The sequence below is a fragment of the Streptococcus sp. WB01_FAA12 genome (assembly GCF_012843315.1).
Classification (GTDB): Bacteria; Bacillota; Bacilli; order Lactobacillales; family Streptococcaceae; genus Streptococcus.
Map to the genome: position 1 here is coordinate 63,011 of NZ_JABAEX010000004.1, position 13,926 is coordinate 76,936.

Annotated in this window: 26 protein-coding genes; all 26 read left to right on the forward strand. The window is 38.9% G+C overall.

Annotation, left to right across the window (positions count from 1 at the left end; genetic code table 11):
- Window positions 1-4 precede the first annotated feature (4 nt).
- Window positions 5-796: a DNA methyltransferase gene (locus tag HF881_RS06425; RefSeq protein WP_169446821.1), complete on the forward strand. Its 792-nt coding sequence runs from the start codon at window positions 5-7 to the stop codon at window positions 794-796.
- Window positions 789-1,016, forward strand: a complete 228-nt coding sequence (locus HF881_RS10510; protein WP_240956789.1) for a hypothetical protein — start codon at window positions 789-791, stop codon at window positions 1,014-1,016. The genes HF881_RS06425 and HF881_RS10510 overlap by 8 nt, the downstream gene beginning before the upstream one ends.
- 220 nt (window positions 1,017-1,236) lie before the next feature.
- The gene (locus HF881_RS06430) at window positions 1,237-1,758 is read left to right on the forward strand and encodes a DUF1642 domain-containing protein (protein ID WP_169446822.1); all 522 of its coding nucleotides are present in this window, start codon (window positions 1,237-1,239) and stop codon (window positions 1,756-1,758) included.
- A 184-nt stretch (window positions 1,759-1,942) separates the two neighbouring features.
- Complete coding sequence (locus HF881_RS06435) at window positions 1,943-2,281, forward strand: hypothetical protein (RefSeq protein ID WP_169446823.1); 339 nt, start codon at window positions 1,943-1,945, stop codon at window positions 2,279-2,281.
- Between the two features lie 150 nt (window positions 2,282-2,431).
- Window positions 2,432-2,569, forward strand: coding sequence for a hypothetical protein (locus tag HF881_RS06440; protein ID WP_006154920.1), 138 nt, complete (start codon window positions 2,432-2,434; stop codon window positions 2,567-2,569).
- A gap of 17 nt (window positions 2,570-2,586) precedes the next feature.
- The gene (locus HF881_RS06445) at window positions 2,587-2,814 is read left to right on the forward strand and encodes a hypothetical protein (RefSeq protein ID WP_169446824.1); all 228 of its coding nucleotides are present in this window, start codon (window positions 2,587-2,589) and stop codon (window positions 2,812-2,814) included.
- Window positions 2,811-3,215, forward strand: coding sequence for a YopX family protein (locus HF881_RS06450; protein ID WP_169446825.1), 405 nt, complete (start codon window positions 2,811-2,813; stop codon window positions 3,213-3,215). Before HF881_RS06445 ends, HF881_RS06450 begins: the two co-directional genes overlap by 4 nt.
- A complete protein-coding gene (locus tag HF881_RS06455) occupies window positions 3,212-3,460 on the forward strand; it encodes a DUF1372 family protein (RefSeq protein ID WP_169446826.1) in 249 nt (82 codons plus the stop codon). Before HF881_RS06450 ends, HF881_RS06455 begins: the two co-directional genes overlap by 4 nt.
- Entirely contained in the window at window positions 3,457-3,858 is a 402-nt protein-coding gene (locus HF881_RS06460; protein ID WP_169446827.1) for a hypothetical protein, read from the forward strand. The genes HF881_RS06455 and HF881_RS06460 overlap by 4 nt, the downstream gene beginning before the upstream one ends.
- A gap of 9 nt (window positions 3,859-3,867) precedes the next feature.
- A complete protein-coding gene (locus tag HF881_RS06465) occupies window positions 3,868-4,374 on the forward strand; it encodes a MazG-like family protein (RefSeq protein ID WP_169446828.1) in 507 nt (168 codons plus the stop codon).
- Window positions 4,358-4,768 carry a YopX family protein gene (locus tag HF881_RS10515; protein WP_240956790.1) on the forward strand — a complete coding sequence of 137 codons (411 nt, stop codon included), beginning with the start codon at window positions 4,358-4,360 and terminating at the stop codon, window positions 4,766-4,768. Before HF881_RS06465 ends, HF881_RS10515 begins: the two co-directional genes overlap by 17 nt.
- Window positions 4,758-4,922, forward strand: a complete 165-nt coding sequence (locus HF881_RS06475) for a hypothetical protein (RefSeq protein ID WP_169446829.1) — start codon at window positions 4,758-4,760, stop codon at window positions 4,920-4,922. The genes HF881_RS10515 and HF881_RS06475 overlap by 11 nt, the downstream gene beginning before the upstream one ends.
- 22 nt (window positions 4,923-4,944) lie before the next feature.
- Entirely contained in the window at window positions 4,945-5,298 is a 354-nt protein-coding gene (locus HF881_RS06480; RefSeq protein ID WP_169446830.1) for a helix-turn-helix transcriptional regulator, read from the forward strand.
- Complete coding sequence (locus HF881_RS06485; protein ID WP_033585811.1) at window positions 5,280-5,744, forward strand: hypothetical protein; 465 nt, start codon at window positions 5,280-5,282, stop codon at window positions 5,742-5,744. The genes HF881_RS06480 and HF881_RS06485 overlap by 19 nt, the downstream gene beginning before the upstream one ends.
- 115 nt (window positions 5,745-5,859) lie before the next feature.
- A complete protein-coding gene (locus HF881_RS06490; RefSeq protein ID WP_169446831.1) occupies window positions 5,860-6,426 on the forward strand; it encodes a tyrosine-type recombinase/integrase in 567 nt (188 codons plus the stop codon).
- Between the two features lie 341 nt (window positions 6,427-6,767).
- Complete coding sequence (locus tag HF881_RS06495) at window positions 6,768-7,085, forward strand: HNH endonuclease signature motif containing protein (RefSeq protein WP_169446832.1); 318 nt, start codon at window positions 6,768-6,770, stop codon at window positions 7,083-7,085.
- 107 nt (window positions 7,086-7,192) lie between these two features.
- Window positions 7,193-7,531, forward strand: coding sequence for a hypothetical protein (locus HF881_RS06500; protein ID WP_007519093.1), 339 nt, complete (start codon window positions 7,193-7,195; stop codon window positions 7,529-7,531).
- Window positions 7,528-9,168 (forward strand): terminase TerL endonuclease subunit, encoded by a 1,641-nt coding sequence (locus tag HF881_RS06505; RefSeq protein ID WP_169446833.1) that lies wholly within the window; start codon window positions 7,528-7,530, stop codon window positions 9,166-9,168. The genes HF881_RS06500 and HF881_RS06505 overlap by 4 nt, the downstream gene beginning before the upstream one ends.
- A 58-nt stretch (window positions 9,169-9,226) precedes the next feature.
- The gene (locus HF881_RS06510) at window positions 9,227-10,378 is read left to right on the forward strand and encodes a phage portal protein (RefSeq protein WP_169446834.1); all 1,152 of its coding nucleotides are present in this window, start codon (window positions 9,227-9,229) and stop codon (window positions 10,376-10,378) included.
- Window positions 10,359-11,141: a head maturation protease, ClpP-related gene (locus HF881_RS06515; RefSeq protein ID WP_169446835.1), complete on the forward strand. Its 783-nt coding sequence runs from the start codon at window positions 10,359-10,361 to the stop codon at window positions 11,139-11,141. Before HF881_RS06510 ends, HF881_RS06515 begins: the two co-directional genes overlap by 20 nt.
- A 16-nt stretch (window positions 11,142-11,157) precedes the next feature.
- Window positions 11,158-12,279, forward strand: a complete 1,122-nt coding sequence (locus tag HF881_RS06520) for a phage major capsid protein (RefSeq protein ID WP_169446836.1) — start codon at window positions 11,158-11,160, stop codon at window positions 12,277-12,279.
- 15 nt (window positions 12,280-12,294) lie between these two features.
- Window positions 12,295-12,585 carry a phage gp6-like head-tail connector protein gene (locus tag HF881_RS06525; RefSeq protein WP_169446837.1) on the forward strand — a complete coding sequence of 97 codons (291 nt, stop codon included), beginning with the start codon at window positions 12,295-12,297 and terminating at the stop codon, window positions 12,583-12,585.
- Complete coding sequence (locus HF881_RS06530) at window positions 12,578-12,754, forward strand: hypothetical protein (protein WP_169446838.1); 177 nt, start codon at window positions 12,578-12,580, stop codon at window positions 12,752-12,754. Before HF881_RS06525 ends, HF881_RS06530 begins: the two co-directional genes overlap by 8 nt.
- Complete coding sequence (locus HF881_RS06535) at window positions 12,738-13,130, forward strand: phage head-tail adapter protein (RefSeq protein ID WP_169446839.1); 393 nt, start codon at window positions 12,738-12,740, stop codon at window positions 13,128-13,130. The genes HF881_RS06530 and HF881_RS06535 overlap by 17 nt, the downstream gene beginning before the upstream one ends.
- A complete protein-coding gene (locus HF881_RS06540) occupies window positions 13,123-13,524 on the forward strand; it encodes a hypothetical protein (RefSeq protein WP_169446840.1) in 402 nt (133 codons plus the stop codon). The genes HF881_RS06535 and HF881_RS06540 overlap by 8 nt, the downstream gene beginning before the upstream one ends.
- Window positions 13,525-13,905: a hypothetical protein gene (locus HF881_RS06545; RefSeq protein WP_169446841.1), complete on the forward strand. Its 381-nt coding sequence runs from the start codon at window positions 13,525-13,527 to the stop codon at window positions 13,903-13,905.
- The last annotated feature ends 21 nt before the right edge of the window (window positions 13,906-13,926 follow it).

A 13,926-nucleotide genomic window follows, 5' to 3' on the forward strand; every position in this document is an offset into this window, starting at 1 on the left:
GGTATTGATCATTAAAAAAATGACAGTTTGGGCGCTTTTTGATAGTGGAAATGGTTCTTATTTTAAGGGTGCTAACTCTCTGAATAGTTCGGGGGGGGGGGCGAATATTGAAATCTATTCAATCGGAATGGATATAGAAAACAAGAACAATCATTTCATAAATTTGAATCTTGCCGATTACAAACGCTTATTTGGAGACAACACACTTTTTGATACGCTTGACAAATTGCCACGCCCAGATTTAATCATAGCTAGCCCACCATGCGAATCATGGTCAAATGCTTCTGCCATGGAAAACGGGAATGCGTGTTGGAAACGCAATGATGTGTCTGATAGCTTGTTTGCTCCACAAGTAAGACCTTCACCGTTCACGATCAGGGCAAATAAGGATTACGAGTCAGCCTATATAAATTATCAGTACGACAGGCAATTTTTAAAAAGGGTCAATGGCGAGCTAACAGCTTTCAATACAATAGAAATCATAAAAAGATATAGACCACAATTTTGGGTTATTGAGAATCCAGCAGCTGACAGACTGTGGCCTTACATCGAGGACATTATTGGATTCAGAATTCCATACAAAAACCTAGCTAGATACAATAATTATGATTATCCTTTACAAAAACGGACAATTTTTGGAAGTAATATTGAACTTAATCTTAAAAATAAAATTATCAAGCAGGATATCGAGTGGAAAAACTTCTCAAAATCATACAACGAGAGATCTAATATACCTGAAAAATTGGTGTCAGAAATATTCAAAAAAATTTACAAGGAGTTTAGTAAAGATGATTGAACTCTATTTCATTTACAACGGTCACCGCAAGATACTCATTGGGAGTTTCGGCCACATACATAGCGCAATCAATGAACTAAAGAAACATCAGGCTAGTTATTCAGCAATCAGTCATCCACGATTTCGGAAAAGCATGAGTGGTGAGAACATCAGGATTGACTACGGAGCAGCTGATTGCTATTACTTAGCAACAAAATCAACGTGTCGCGAACCACGTTAAAAGCGAGCTAGAATATGCGTCAGACTTGGACGAATGACGTATAAAGAATTTGCTAGCTCTTGTGTCTTTGAGCCATGAGGGACAAGAGCTGGATTTTTAAAAAAAGAAATCAAAGCAGATGAGATATTGTCTGGTCTAATCACAGAAACCATCCAGAATCGAATCGAGATGCTAAAACAAGAACTTGTTGAATTGGGAGTAGAAATGGAGGACTTAGAAGATGAATAAAGAAAAAGTGTTTATAGAGGGATATGAAGTTGGTTTTCTAGTAGACACAACGGGGGCTAGGGAAAAGAAAATTCAAGTCGCTAGTGGAGAAATCGTGAGCATAGACGAGAGATTCATTTACAAATCAATTGAACTTGAGAAAGTCGCAATCCCGCAGTTTGTGGCGGATTATATAGAGTTTAAAAAGGCAAACGATTTTCATGTTTATGGGGCGATGAGAGTGATTGAAGATCATTACGATAAGAGAGTCCCTGAATGGTTTTACGAAAATAATATCGAAACATTCGCACTTGCTTGGATTCTAGGTTATGAGGTCGAGAAAGAGAAACGGTATATTGTAACTCTGAAATCAAGTGGACAAAAGTTGTACTATCACACTGAAAATGAGGATTATATTTTCTCTAGTTATGATGGAGTATTCTATTCAGGATATCATACTAAAACAGATCTAGAAGAAAATGACATGAGTTGGGTGTTTGATTGCCCAGGTATGGAAATTAAAGAGGTTGAGTGATGTCATGTAGTGAAAGTTTAAAAAAAGAAAAAGAATTGACTGCTATTATTTTAAATCTCAAGATAGAAGTCTTACAAAATGATGATAAATTGAGCAGTCAATCATTAAGCAACATCAAAAGGCAAACAAGGGATCTATATGAATGCCTAGTATGGTTGCAGTATAGTGCGGAGGAGTCGGATAGATGAGTTATGATTTGGAAATCTTGGGAAAAATAGAAAGCGGAGATTATATTTGCATAGATGAACCTGAAAATAGTTCTCCGACCTACAATCTTGGGGAAATGTTTAGGAATGCTATGAATTGGGATTTCAAACAAGGTACTATCTACAATGTTGCTCAGATTTTTGAAAACATTCAACGTGGCATCTCAGAACTGGAACAGTATCCTGAAAAGTATGTACAGTATGAACCTGAGAACAAATGGGGGACCGTCAGCAGTGCGTTAGAAGATTTGAGATCATTGAGAGATTGTATTTTAGAACAAGAGATTGATACAAAATATTTATATATGAGGTGGTAATATGACACGACCAAACAGATACCCGTACACACGAAGTCAATGGATTGAAGAAACCGATGATTATTATACATATGCAGACGATAAGTGTTTTCAAATTCGAGTTTTAAAAAATAGACTCACTAGAGAATTCAAGAGCAAGGAGGTGGAGTGATGGAAGAAGTTATTATGGCTACGTTACCTAACAAAGAATTAAATCGTTTAATTAAAATTGAAATTGCAGTTGAAAATTTAATTGAAAACGGAATACTTGATGAAGATGTCTTTAATGAGTATTTGAAGGAAGCGTAAATCGAGGAGGTAGAAGAATGAGTAGATTTGAAATTTCCCTGTCTAAAGATGACCTTGAACATATCGCTAACGGTTATGACATCAAAATCAAAATCAACGGTAAAAGATTTTCGGAAACAAATGAAATCATTTTGAAGCCTGCATTGACAAATGATGTTATGGCTCCAATATTGAATTATAGAAATAAAATAATCGATACTGAAAAGCAAAATATTGTTAATAATTTCATGGGAGGTGCAAGATGATACCAAAATTCAGAGGGTTATCCATTGACGAAAACAGCAAAGGAGAATGGCAATACGGACATTTGATTGAAGATAGAGGAAGAGCATTTATTATCAACGAAGTGGTAGAAGCTAATGAACAATACATTACTATAGGTTCTTGGTGTCCTGTAAGTATAGAATCAGTAGGACGTTTCACAGGGATGTTTGATAAAAATTTACGGGAGATATACGAGAAAGATATTTTAGGTACAAAAGATGGTTTGTTAAACGGATTTATCGAATATAGAGAAGATTTAGGAATGTTTGTGAATAGCTTGATTAGATACAACAATTTTGAACGATTATGTAATGTAGCTAATTCAAGAGAAATCATCGGCAATGTCTACGAAAATCAGGAGCTTTTGGAGGTTCCAGAATGAAACGCTTCTTAATTGGCTATACCTTACTTACTACTTGCTTATTATTTATGCAACGATCGATTATAGACGAGCAACAAAAACCCTTACTAGTCTATCATGCTGATAGCAAATATCAGATTACGGGCAAGGTTACGGAAAAACGAAAAATCGGAAGTCTTTTCACTATCACGGTTAATGGTAACGTTTTTGTGGTTAGTGAGCAGAAGTACAACAATACAGAAATTGGAAAAGAGGTAAAATTATGAAATACAAAACTAAAATCAATGGAAAAGAAATCGAATACGGTGCACTAGTTGAAAAATCACATTTTTCAGACGAAGAATGGTCTGCCATCTATGCAGAAATTGCAGAAGAAAATTACCCAGAAATTTTTAAAAAAAGAAAATCAGATACAGCATTTATTGACACGCTTGGTGCTTTGACTTCACTAGAAGAACGATATGAAGCATTACTAGAGCTACTGCCACAAGATCAATTCTCTCGCGCTGGCACTCATCCAAAATGGGTAGCTGATGCAGTAGCAGAAAACACTCTGAACAAAGTGGATACACAATACGATGTGTCTGTTTTAATTGAACGATGTGAAACTCTAGAGGAATTGAAGAGTGAGCTGACAGAATACTTTGATTTAGAAGAAATGTAGGGTAAAAATATGAACAACACAGAATTAGAAAAAAAAGTACAACAATGGTTTGTAGATAGAAATCTACATGAAGCGAATCCAGTCAAGCAATTCTTAAAGCTCATGGAAGAATCAGGTGAATTGTTTGAAGGTATCGCAAAGGATAAATCTGAACTGATCTATGATGCGCTTGGCGATATCCAGGTAGTATTGATTGGACTGGAGCAACAAATTAAGAATGGTGCTCAGTTCTCTGCTAGCCAACAGGAACTTGAATTGCTGCTGATGGTTTCAAGTCTGGGCAATATCGCGCAAAAGCTTTATGCTCACATTTGTCACAACGGAACTCAGACACCTCTTATTAAGTCTGATTTGATGTTTCTCGATAGTGTAGTTAGCACTGTTTCATTTTTAAACGGGACAGATGCAGAAAATTGCTTGCAGATTGCGTATGATGCTATCAAAGACCGAAAAGGGAAGATGATTGACGGGGTATTCGTAAAAGAGGAGGATTTACCAGATGTTACCAAGATTTAGAGCATGGTATGTGTTAGCAGAAGAAATGATTAATGAAATACTGATGATTTCATTTGTCAGAAAGGAAATCATAGGGAAGTTTAGCGATGGCTCTACATCGGTTCCGTTAAAATTTGAAGATAAGCGAAATGGAGAAGATGTTATCCTTATGCAGTCAACAGGTCTTTGTGACAAGGAAGGTACAGAAGTTTTTGAAGGCGATATCTTACATCATCAAATACAGAAAGAATATACCTTTATTGTCAAATATGACAAAGAGAAAGGTTGCTGGTACGGTGACGGTCTAAGTCGCACATATCGGATTAAAATCACAAAGGAATTTTTACCGTATTACAAAGTCATTGGAAATATCTATGAAAATAAAAACTTGCTGGAGGTTGAGAATGAGAATTAAAACTTCGAATGGCGCAATCGTCAACGTCAACAGCATGAAACGAAGCATCACAATCGAAGGAATCGAGCTCGGTTCAGATTGCCAAGCTTTAGTATCTAAGCATCAAGATGGTACAGGTACGATCACTTTAGTTTTTGATGGCAAGATTATTTGAAATACGTAAGGAGATTTGAAAGATGCAGCTAAGATTGAAAGAACTTAGAGAGGACCTGTGTCTCTCTGTAGTACAGATGGCAAAAGAAACAGGTGTTTCACAAAATACAATTCATTTGTATGAGCGAGGTGGATATCCATCTATTAAGCAAATTGAAACGATTGCTAAAACCTATGATGTAAACCCTGCATGGTTAGTTGGGTGGATAGATGATGAAACGATGCCTGCAATCCAGGTAGTCGAAAAAGTGGTCTATAAAGAAAGTCCAACAGCAAGACTGCCAGATTATCACAATAACAATAACGATGGCAAAATTATCAAATGGGTTAAATCCAAAAGATACATGGGAGGTAAGGTTTGGTCAAAAAGAACTTAACAAAAGCACGAAGGGATTATCTCGAGTTTGAACTCGATGATAAATATTTAAAGATTGACAAACTTATTGGCCAACGTAGACATGAGCTAGAACGTTTGTACGAAGTTAAGCATCTTACCGTTCCTGGTATTGATGATACTGGAGCAAGTGGCAGTGGGACATTCGTCAACAGGTCGGAGAATCTAGCGGTTGCTTATGCAAGCGATCCTATGATTTTAAGATTAGAAAATCTCCAAAACGCTATTTCCCAATTACTAGAGAATCTAGAACCAGATGACAAAAAAATCTTTTATCTTCGCTGGGGAGAACATACTGGATACGACTGGATTCAAGTTTGGCACATCATGGAAAATGGAGAAACTGGGTACTTGTATAGACACAGCAAGCAGATTTACAGAAGACGAGAAGTGATTCTCGATACACTTTCAAATCTGCTCTTTATGTAAAGTTGTCAAAAAAACATATAGAATTGACAAAAAGAATGTGGTAAATTAGTATCGTGAAGAATAGCAGAGAGGAAATCTCTGCTTTTTTTGTGCATTAAAAAGGAGGTGAAGATATGTGGTAGTTGTTGAACCAATCAGAAATAGAGATGATGTTCAGCTTATGATTAAATGGATGACGTTGCATAGTGCAGTCAAAGAGTCAGATAGACAACGGAACCTCATGCTCTTCCTTTCTGGTGTTAATTTGGGATTTCGTATTGGTGATATCGTTAAACTGAAAGTAAAGCACGTTAAAGGTTGGCATGTCCAGATCGTCGATGAAAAGACAGACAAACCAACTAAACGAAAGATGCCAAAGAAATTCAAGAATGCTATGAGGCAGTACATCAAAGATAAGAAAGATGAAGACTTCCTCTTTCCAAGCCGAAACGGAAAGCACCAGCATATAAAACCTAACACAGCTTACAAGATCATAAAGAAAGCTGCTGAAGAAGTCGGTCTAGAAAACATAGCTACTCACTCGATGAGGAAGACCTTTGGCTTATTCATGTACGAACAAACCAAGGATGTCGCTCTGATAATGGACCTACTGAACCACTCAAGCCAGAGTATTTCACTGAGATACATAGGCAAAAACCAAGATTCACAAGACCGAGCCATGACGAAGTTTCAGGGCTTTTAATTTTTTTATTTTACTATCAATTCATTGTTTTGAGGTTATGATGATTTCATTTCGCACTTGCAAGATAAACGCTTGATAAATCTGAATTAAAACTCATGTAGCGAATTCACTAGAATATGTAAAACAAGGAATTGAGAGAGTAAAAATAGCGAGGTTTACAAAAGTATGTTAGGTCTAATACGAGGATTGATTCTCAAGATAAAAGATAAAGATAACAGAGAATATTTTTTTGATTCTCAAATTGAAGAATCTATTATTCGATTTCAAAAACTAGCAAACCAAACTTTAATTAGCTCTGACAATTTTGCTGAATCACTTTTGGAAATCAAGAGGATAATCTTTTGAAAATAGAAGTAGGAACTAGAGCAGACCGAACAGAGTTTTATAATTCCAGCGAATGGAGAGAGCTTCGTAAGTTTGCACTTGAACGTGATCACTACGAATGTGTTTGGTGCAAAGACGAAGGCAAAGTCACGAGAGAGAACTTAGAGGTTGACCACATCAAGGAGCTTGAGTTCTATCCAGAGTTCGCTCTTGACTTAGACAATCTTAGAACTCTATGCAAAGAATGTCATAACAAACGTCACGGACGTTTCCAATTTCGAAAATCTAAAAAAATGATTGAGAAAAATTTCAGAACAGACGAATTTTGGGGATGATAACACCCCCCGGTCAAAAAAAATCCAGTATTTTTAAGGCTTTGGGAACCGGTGGGAGGGGTTAACTGTCCAAATTTTTAACAAAAAATTAAAGGGGGTGGGGGGTAATGGAAGAATACTCAGAAAAAAATATAAAAGAATTAGAAAATCAGCTACTTTCTAAAATCGGCTATTTTAGTCCTAGAAAAAAGGATGCGATCCAGTACGAAAAAGTGAATCGTTATCTTTATCTCGTCAGACTGCTCTATGAGCTGAAAGCCAAACTTCATGAAGACGGATTGGTCATCACTGTCCACAACGGCCAACAAAGATTCCAAAAAGCGAATTCTCTCATCAAGGAAATCAACACAACAAGCAATCAGCTTTTGGCGATTGAGCGCTCGTTTGATTTCGAGGTTGAAAATTCTCCTGTTGAGAAATCTACGTCTGGAAGTGATCTGTTATGATTTCTCATCCGCTAGTTGATGACTACATCAAAATGGCCGAGAGTGGAGAAATCGTCGTCAACAAGGAAAGAAAGCTGCTGTTTAAAATTATCAAGGAGAAAATCTATCCTCGTGATGATTTGTATTTTGATAATGACCTGATTGAGAAATTCATTCGGTTTACGGAAAAGAACTTTTTTCCTCTAGCGAAATACCAGCTTTTCTTGACCCCGTTCATTTTTCTTTTTAGGAAAGAGGATGGAGAGCCACACTTCGACGAGCATCTATATACTTTATCTCGTGGTGGTGGTAAGAATGGTTTTATGTCGGCAAGGTCAGCGTTCTTTATCAGCCCTATCTACCCTATCAGAGATTATGATGTGACCATCACTGCCAATTCTGAGAAGCAGGGCAAGGTTTCGTTTGAGGAGGTCTATGAGACTATCCAAAGGCGAGGTCTTGAGGACCATTTCTATCTAACTAAAATGTCTATTACAGGTCGAGCGAATAACTCGGTCTTTTCTTTTCGGACGAACAATCCGAAGACCATGGACTCAGCTCGTGATGGTTGTCTTGAGTTTGATGAGATTCACCAGTTTGAAGATGATAAGGCCGTGAAGGTTCAACGGTCTGGTCTTGGTAAGATTGCTCATGCTCGGACTTTCTACAACGGGACGAATGGATATGTGCGTGAGGGATTCTATGACAAGCTGATAGATAAGTCTATGCAAATCTTGAATGGAGAGGTTGACGATTTCAGGCTATTCCCTTTCATCTGCAAGCTAGACAATGCGGACGAAGTAGATGATATGAAGAACTGGCCAAAGGCAAATCCGATGTTGGATGAAAGCACTCCTTACGCTAAGAGGTTGCTTGCAAGAACCAAGGCTGACTATGATGACCTTGAGTTGGAACCGTCTGGCCGTCAGGAGTTCATGACAAAACGGATGAATCTTCCCGAAGCGGACCTTGAGAAAGATGTTACTTCTCGAGAAAAGTTAGTTGCTTGTTTACGGTCTCCTGGTATCGACTTGAAAGGTCGGTCATGTGTGGCTGGTTTTGACTATGCGAGCATCCGAGACTTTGCGAGCGTTGGTTTGCTATTTAAGAATGGTGATGAGTTCATCTGGAAGCAACATTCATTTGCACGGAAATCGTTTTTGAAAGCTTTCAAGCTAAAAGCACCTATTGAAGAATGGGCTGAAAAAGGCTTGTTTACAATCGTTGATGGTCCGAGTATTGATCCTCGGCTTTTGATTGCCAAGCTGGAAGAATGGAGAAATCTTTATCAGATTGAGCTTGTATGTGCTGATGGTTTCAGAATGGACTTGTTGAAGCCATTGCTAGAAGAGGCTGGGTTTGAATATGAGTTCTTGAGAAATCCTGGGGCGATTCAATCCAAGGTCGCACCAATCATCGAAGATGGATTTGCGAATGAGCGGTTTATCTTTGAAAATGACAACTCTATGATTTGGTATACAGATAATACCTATGTCAAAGAGGACAAGGATGGCAATAAGCGTTTCTTGAAGAAAGAGCCTGTCAGAAGAAAGACAGATGGGTTCCATGCTTTGATAGCTGCTCTCTACAAGCGTGAGCTTGTGCAAGAGTCGAATATTGGGGAATTCCTTGACATGATTGATAGTTGGGAGTTTTAATCTAAGCATAAATTTTGGGTGGGTGGTCGGCAGAAATTAAAAGAAAGGAGGAAGTGCATTGGGGTTACTGAATTTATTTAAGCGTGAAGTGCCAGAGGTTGGTTTTGAGTTCGAGGAACTTGAGCGGATGTTTGGGAATCTCCAACTTAAAAGTTTAGCGATTGATAAGTCAGCTGAGTTCATCGCTCGAATTTTCGCTAAGTCAGTGTTTAAGTATCAAGAAAATGGCAAGGTTAAGTCTTCTGATTGGGACTACTTGCTGAATGTAAGGCCTAACAAGAACGAATCTGCGTCAGATTTTTGGCAAAAGGTCGTCTATCGGTTGATCACTAAGAATGAGGTCCTAATCTTTCTTACAACTGATGACCAGTTGCTTGTTGCTGACTCTTATACACGGACAAAATATGCTGTTTATGATGATGTGTTTGAGTTTGTAACTTGTAGAGGATATACCTTTGAGAAGCGTTTTCGGATGAGTGAAGTCATTTTCTTACAGTACAACAATAACCGACTGCAAGATTATATTTCTGACTTATTTGCTGATTACGAGAAGTTGCACACTCGTTTGGTCGAGGCCTTGGCTAGGAATAATCAAATTAGAGGAACTCTGAAAACCAAAAATAATGGGAGTTTTGATCAGCAGATGCGTGATAAACTCCAATCATATGCTGATGGTCTTTTTAAATCATTTAGTACCAAGACGATTGCCATTGTTCCAGCTCAAGATGGAATGGAATATTCCGAGCATACGAATACAACAGGGACTTCAAATATTTCTGTTGATGAGTTGAAGAAACTTCGTCGGCAATTTGATGATGAGGTCGCGGACGTCTTAGGGATTCCAACAGCTTTAAGTCATGGCGATATGGCCAATCTTGAAAATAGCCAAAAGATGTTCAATAGTTATTGTTACCAATCACTCGTTAAGAAAATGAGTGATGGACTTAATTTCGCTTTAGTGTCAAGACGGCAATACGAGCGCAATAATCTATTTTTAATCATCGGCGAAGGTCAGAAAGATAAGTTTGCACTTGCTGAAAACATTGATAAGCTTATTTCTTCTGGGGCGATGACTCGAAACGAGGTGCGCTCTGAACTTGGCTTAGAATCTGTCCCTGGTGGCGATAAATTCCTCATCACCAAAAACTATCAACTTGGTGAACAGTTAGAGAAAGGAGGTGAGAAAGAAGATGAAAGTAATTCCGATTAAGGGTACGATTATTTCTAACGATGATCGCTGGATTTATGACTGGCTTGAGTGGGAAGCTACCGCTCCAAAAGATGTCGTCCTCCCTGAAAGTGGTGAACCGATTGAGGTTCATATCAATTCGGGCGGTGGAGATGTTTATGCTGGTAGTGAAATCTATACTGCTCTACGCTCGTATCCAGGTGATGTGACCGTGAAAATTGTCGGTATTGCAGCAAGCGCAGCAAGCGTGATTGCAATGGCAGGAGACACGGTTGAAATCAGTCCGACTGCCCAAATCATGATCCACAACGTTTCAACGCAAGTGAACGGAGACCATAATGCCTTGCTTCATGAGGCCGGTGTGCTAGAAGGGTTTAACAAGTCTATTGCTAGCGCTTATGTTCATAAGACTGGAAAGGCTCTTGATGACTTGCTTGACTTGATGAACAAGACTACCTGGTTTGATGCTGAATCAGCTTTGAATCATGGATTTGTAGACAAGATTATGTTTACAAACGAAGTCGCTCCGACTCTGGTAGCGAGTGAAACTCCTATGATCCCAAGTGATTTTATCGAAAAAATGAGGTCAGCAATGACACCAGATATCGATAAAATCGCAGAACTGGTAGCTAAAAAGCTAGAAGCTAAACTACCAGATATACAAATAGACAAAGAGGCTTTTGAAAATAGCGAATTTCTACAGAAGAAATTCAATTTTCCAGAAAGTCCAGAAAATAACACAGACAAGGCTGTTCCTAAAGGGTTCGGTCTTTTTATGTTTTAAGAAAGGAAAAAACAGAATGACAATGCAATTATCTAACCAATTTGAAAAACAACGTCAGGCATTTTTGGATGCCGTTGCAAATGGTGCACCTCAAGAAGAACAAGCGAAGCTATACAATGACATGATCGAGTCCATGACAAATGAAATGATGGCTCAAGCTCGTGATGCTGCCCGTGAAGAAGTTTCAACCTTAAATCCATACGATGCTAAGCTGACCGCTGAAGCTCGTGAGTTTTTCAATAACATTGAAAAAGCCGCACCTAAGGGAGTTGAAAAACTCTTCCCACAAGAAACAATCGACCGTATCTTTGAAGATATGGTTATGGCACGTCCACTCCTTCAGCATATCGGCCTTAAAAATGCTGGTATCCGTTTGAAATTCCTTAAATCAGAGCAAACTGGTCAAGCTGTTTGGGGCAAAATCAATTCAGAAATCGAAGGACAACTTAAACAAGAATTCAACGATGAAGAAGCAATTCAACACAAGTTGACTGCTTTCGTTGTGATTCCAAAAGATGCCGAAAAATTTGGTCCAGCTTGGTTGCAAAAATTTGTTTCTGCACAAATTACAGAAGCCTTTGCCGCTGCCCTTGAAGCTGCTTTCTTGAACGGCGATGGAGACAACAAACCTATCGGTCTTTCTCGTACTCTCTCAGGGACTGTTGAAAGCAATAAGACAACTTATGCTGAAAAAACAGCTCAAACTGCTAAGTTGACTTTTGCTGACTCAGCAACCGTAGTCAAAGAATTGACAAATGTTTACAAACATCACTCTGTAAAAGCGGACGGAACAACTCCAGTTGCAGTAGAAGGCAACCTTGTGATGGTTGTTAACCCAGCTGATGCTTGGGATGTAAAGAAACAATACACTTCATTGAATGCTCAAGGAGTTTATATCACTGCGATGCCATTTAACCTTATCTTGGTTGAATCCGTGGCGCAGACTGCTGGTAAAGTAACTACATTTGTCAAAGGTCGTTATGATGCCTTTGTCGGTGGCGGTATTTCATTCGGTCGCTACACAGAAACCTATGCTTTGGAAGATTTGGACCTCTACACTGCTAAGCAATTTGCTTATGGTAAGGCTCACGATGAAAAGACTGCAGCAGTCTGGACTCTACAACTTCCTCAAGCCTAATCTAGGAGTTGAGCCATGACTCCAGAAGAACAACTTCATCCGCTCCTAAAATCTTTCAAGGAGCGGATGAGGATTTTTCATAATGGGGAGGATGCAAACCTCTCCAAAATGTTGGAAAGTTCTGAGTCAGCCATTCTCAGTCTGGTCGGTAGTAAGGACTCTGCTAATCCACGAGTGAGAGAGCTTATTTTAGAACGTGCTCGATATGTCTACAATGATCAAGTTGAACTTTTCTACGGGAACTTTCAAGGGGATTTGATGGCATTATCACTAGAAAATTACAAATTGGAGGAAAAACATGATTAAGGTTTTAAAAGGATTTTATGACCTCAAAGAAGGGGTATATCGTTCTACTGGCCAAGAATTTGAAGCGACAAAAGAGCGCTTTGATGAAATCGACGGGGCGCTTCCTGGCTTTGTTGAATGGACAGAAAAACAACCAGAAGTAACAATTCCTGATGTCCTATCAGACTAATCGCCCTAGCTATCGATATAAAAAGCCTGAGGCTCAAAATGGAGACCTGAGAACCCCCTTGACTTTCTATACTTCTAAAGTCGAGGAGGGGCTTCATGGTCGTGATGTGAGTCACGAGAAGGCTTTTTTTACGATGGGCCAAGTTTACTCCCCTAGCTTTAAAGACATAGAGATTGCAACTGGTAAGTCTATGCAAGCTAAGATGACTTTGAAAATCCGAGATCCTTTGTCTGATTATCAGCCGAAGAATGAGCATTTTGTCGAAGTTGGCGACAACCGTCTCAGTGGTGAAAAATGGCAAATTATCGATGTTCGTCCTGATTTTGATAATCGGGATTTTTTGATAGTTATTATCGGTGGTGGTCAAGATGTCTAGTGGAGCAGAATTAAGAGGCTTTGATGATGTTCTTAGAAACCTTGAAGTTCATCTTGGCGATACTAAGGTCAAACGTGCTACTAGTCGTGCCTTGAAAGCAGTTGCAGATGAGACTCTAGAAGAGTTTAAAGGTGCTTTGCAAGTCTACAAAGATACTGGAGCAACTATTGAAAGTGCTACTGTTGGGCGTGTGACTGGTCTTGCTGCTGGCGTCCCTGTTGTGAAAATCGGTTTTGGTGAAGGCTCTCGTTGGCGCTTGGTTCACTTGAATGAGTTTGGATATAGCAAGAATCCACATCCGAGAGGTTTCGGTGTTATCAGACGCTTCTCAGAGGCCCATGCTAAAACATACAAATACAGGGTGGCTAGTCATTTGAAGATAGGAGGGTTTTAGATGGTCAAAGATAAATTCAATGAACTCTATGAGGCTTTGAAAAAAGATGAGACTTTAGCTGGAATCAGTATCAAATCTTTTAATCGTCCGGACTCGCTACCAAGCAATGAGACAAGCATCGTCATTAGACCTGTTGGTCCGCCGATGCAGGCGGTTCATGGTAGTAATACGAGTCTGGCTAAGACATTTCTCTATCAGGTCAATGTAGAGTCTATTGACTATACGGAGTGCAAAGTACTCCAAAGAAAAATTGAAAAGATTATGGAAGACCAGGGATTTTATCAAACTGTTGGTGGTTTGGATGAATGGATTCCAGAAATCAAACGATATGTAGATGCTCGGACCTACAAAGGGCAGAGCACTCTATACGAAGAATACTAAATTAAAGAAAGAGGTGCTATA

Bases quoted from the DNA above. Each gene is read 5' to 3' on its own strand.
- HF881_RS10515 (WP_240956790.1), top strand. From the start codon at position 4,358: ATGTTACCAAGATTTAGAGCATGGTATGTGTTAGCAGAAGAAATGATT.
- HF881_RS06515 (WP_169446835.1), top strand. From the start codon at position 10,359: ATGAAAGTAATTCCGATTAAGGGTACGATTATTTCTAACGATGATCGC.
- HF881_RS06480 (WP_169446830.1), top strand. From the start codon at position 4,945: ATGCAGCTAAGATTGAAAGAACTTAGAGAGGACCTGTGTCTCTCTGTA.
- HF881_RS06440 (WP_006154920.1), top strand. From the start codon at position 2,432: ATGGAAGAAGTTATTATGGCTACGTTACCTAACAAAGAATTAAATCGT.
- HF881_RS06430 (WP_169446822.1), top strand. From the start codon at position 1,237: ATGAATAAAGAAAAAGTGTTTATAGAGGGATATGAAGTTGGTTTTCTA.
- HF881_RS06450 (WP_169446825.1), top strand. From the start codon at position 2,811: ATGATACCAAAATTCAGAGGGTTATCCATTGACGAAAACAGCAAAGGA.
- HF881_RS06500 (WP_007519093.1), top strand. From the start codon at position 7,193: ATGGAAGAATACTCAGAAAAAAATATAAAAGAATTAGAAAATCAGCTA.
- HF881_RS06525 (WP_169446837.1), top strand. From the start codon at position 12,295: ATGACTCCAGAAGAACAACTTCATCCGCTCCTAAAATCTTTCAAGGAG.
- HF881_RS06505 (WP_169446833.1), top strand. From the start codon at position 7,528: ATGATTTCTCATCCGCTAGTTGATGACTACATCAAAATGGCCGAGAGT.
- HF881_RS06535 (WP_169446839.1), top strand. From the start codon at position 12,738: ATGTCCTATCAGACTAATCGCCCTAGCTATCGATATAAAAAGCCTGAG.
- HF881_RS06530 (WP_169446838.1), top strand. From the start codon at position 12,578: ATGATTAAGGTTTTAAAAGGATTTTATGACCTCAAAGAAGGGGTATAT.
- HF881_RS06465 (WP_169446828.1), top strand. From the start codon at position 3,868: ATGAACAACACAGAATTAGAAAAAAAAGTACAACAATGGTTTGTAGAT.
- HF881_RS06545 (WP_169446841.1), top strand. From the start codon at position 13,525: ATGGTCAAAGATAAATTCAATGAACTCTATGAGGCTTTGAAAAAAGAT.
- HF881_RS06540 (WP_169446840.1), top strand. From the start codon at position 13,123: ATGTCTAGTGGAGCAGAATTAAGAGGCTTTGATGATGTTCTTAGAAAC.
- HF881_RS10510 (WP_240956789.1), top strand. From the start codon at position 789: ATGATTGAACTCTATTTCATTTACAACGGTCACCGCAAGATACTCATT.
- HF881_RS06475 (WP_169446829.1), top strand. From the start codon at position 4,758: ATGAGAATTAAAACTTCGAATGGCGCAATCGTCAACGTCAACAGCATG.
- HF881_RS06455 (WP_169446826.1), top strand. From the start codon at position 3,212: ATGAAACGCTTCTTAATTGGCTATACCTTACTTACTACTTGCTTATTA.
- HF881_RS06435 (WP_169446823.1), top strand. From the start codon at position 1,943: ATGAGTTATGATTTGGAAATCTTGGGAAAAATAGAAAGCGGAGATTAT.
- HF881_RS06445 (WP_169446824.1), top strand. From the start codon at position 2,587: ATGAGTAGATTTGAAATTTCCCTGTCTAAAGATGACCTTGAACATATC.
- HF881_RS06460 (WP_169446827.1), top strand. From the start codon at position 3,457: ATGAAATACAAAACTAAAATCAATGGAAAAGAAATCGAATACGGTGCA.
- HF881_RS06520 (WP_169446836.1), top strand. From the start codon at position 11,158: ATGACAATGCAATTATCTAACCAATTTGAAAAACAACGTCAGGCATTT.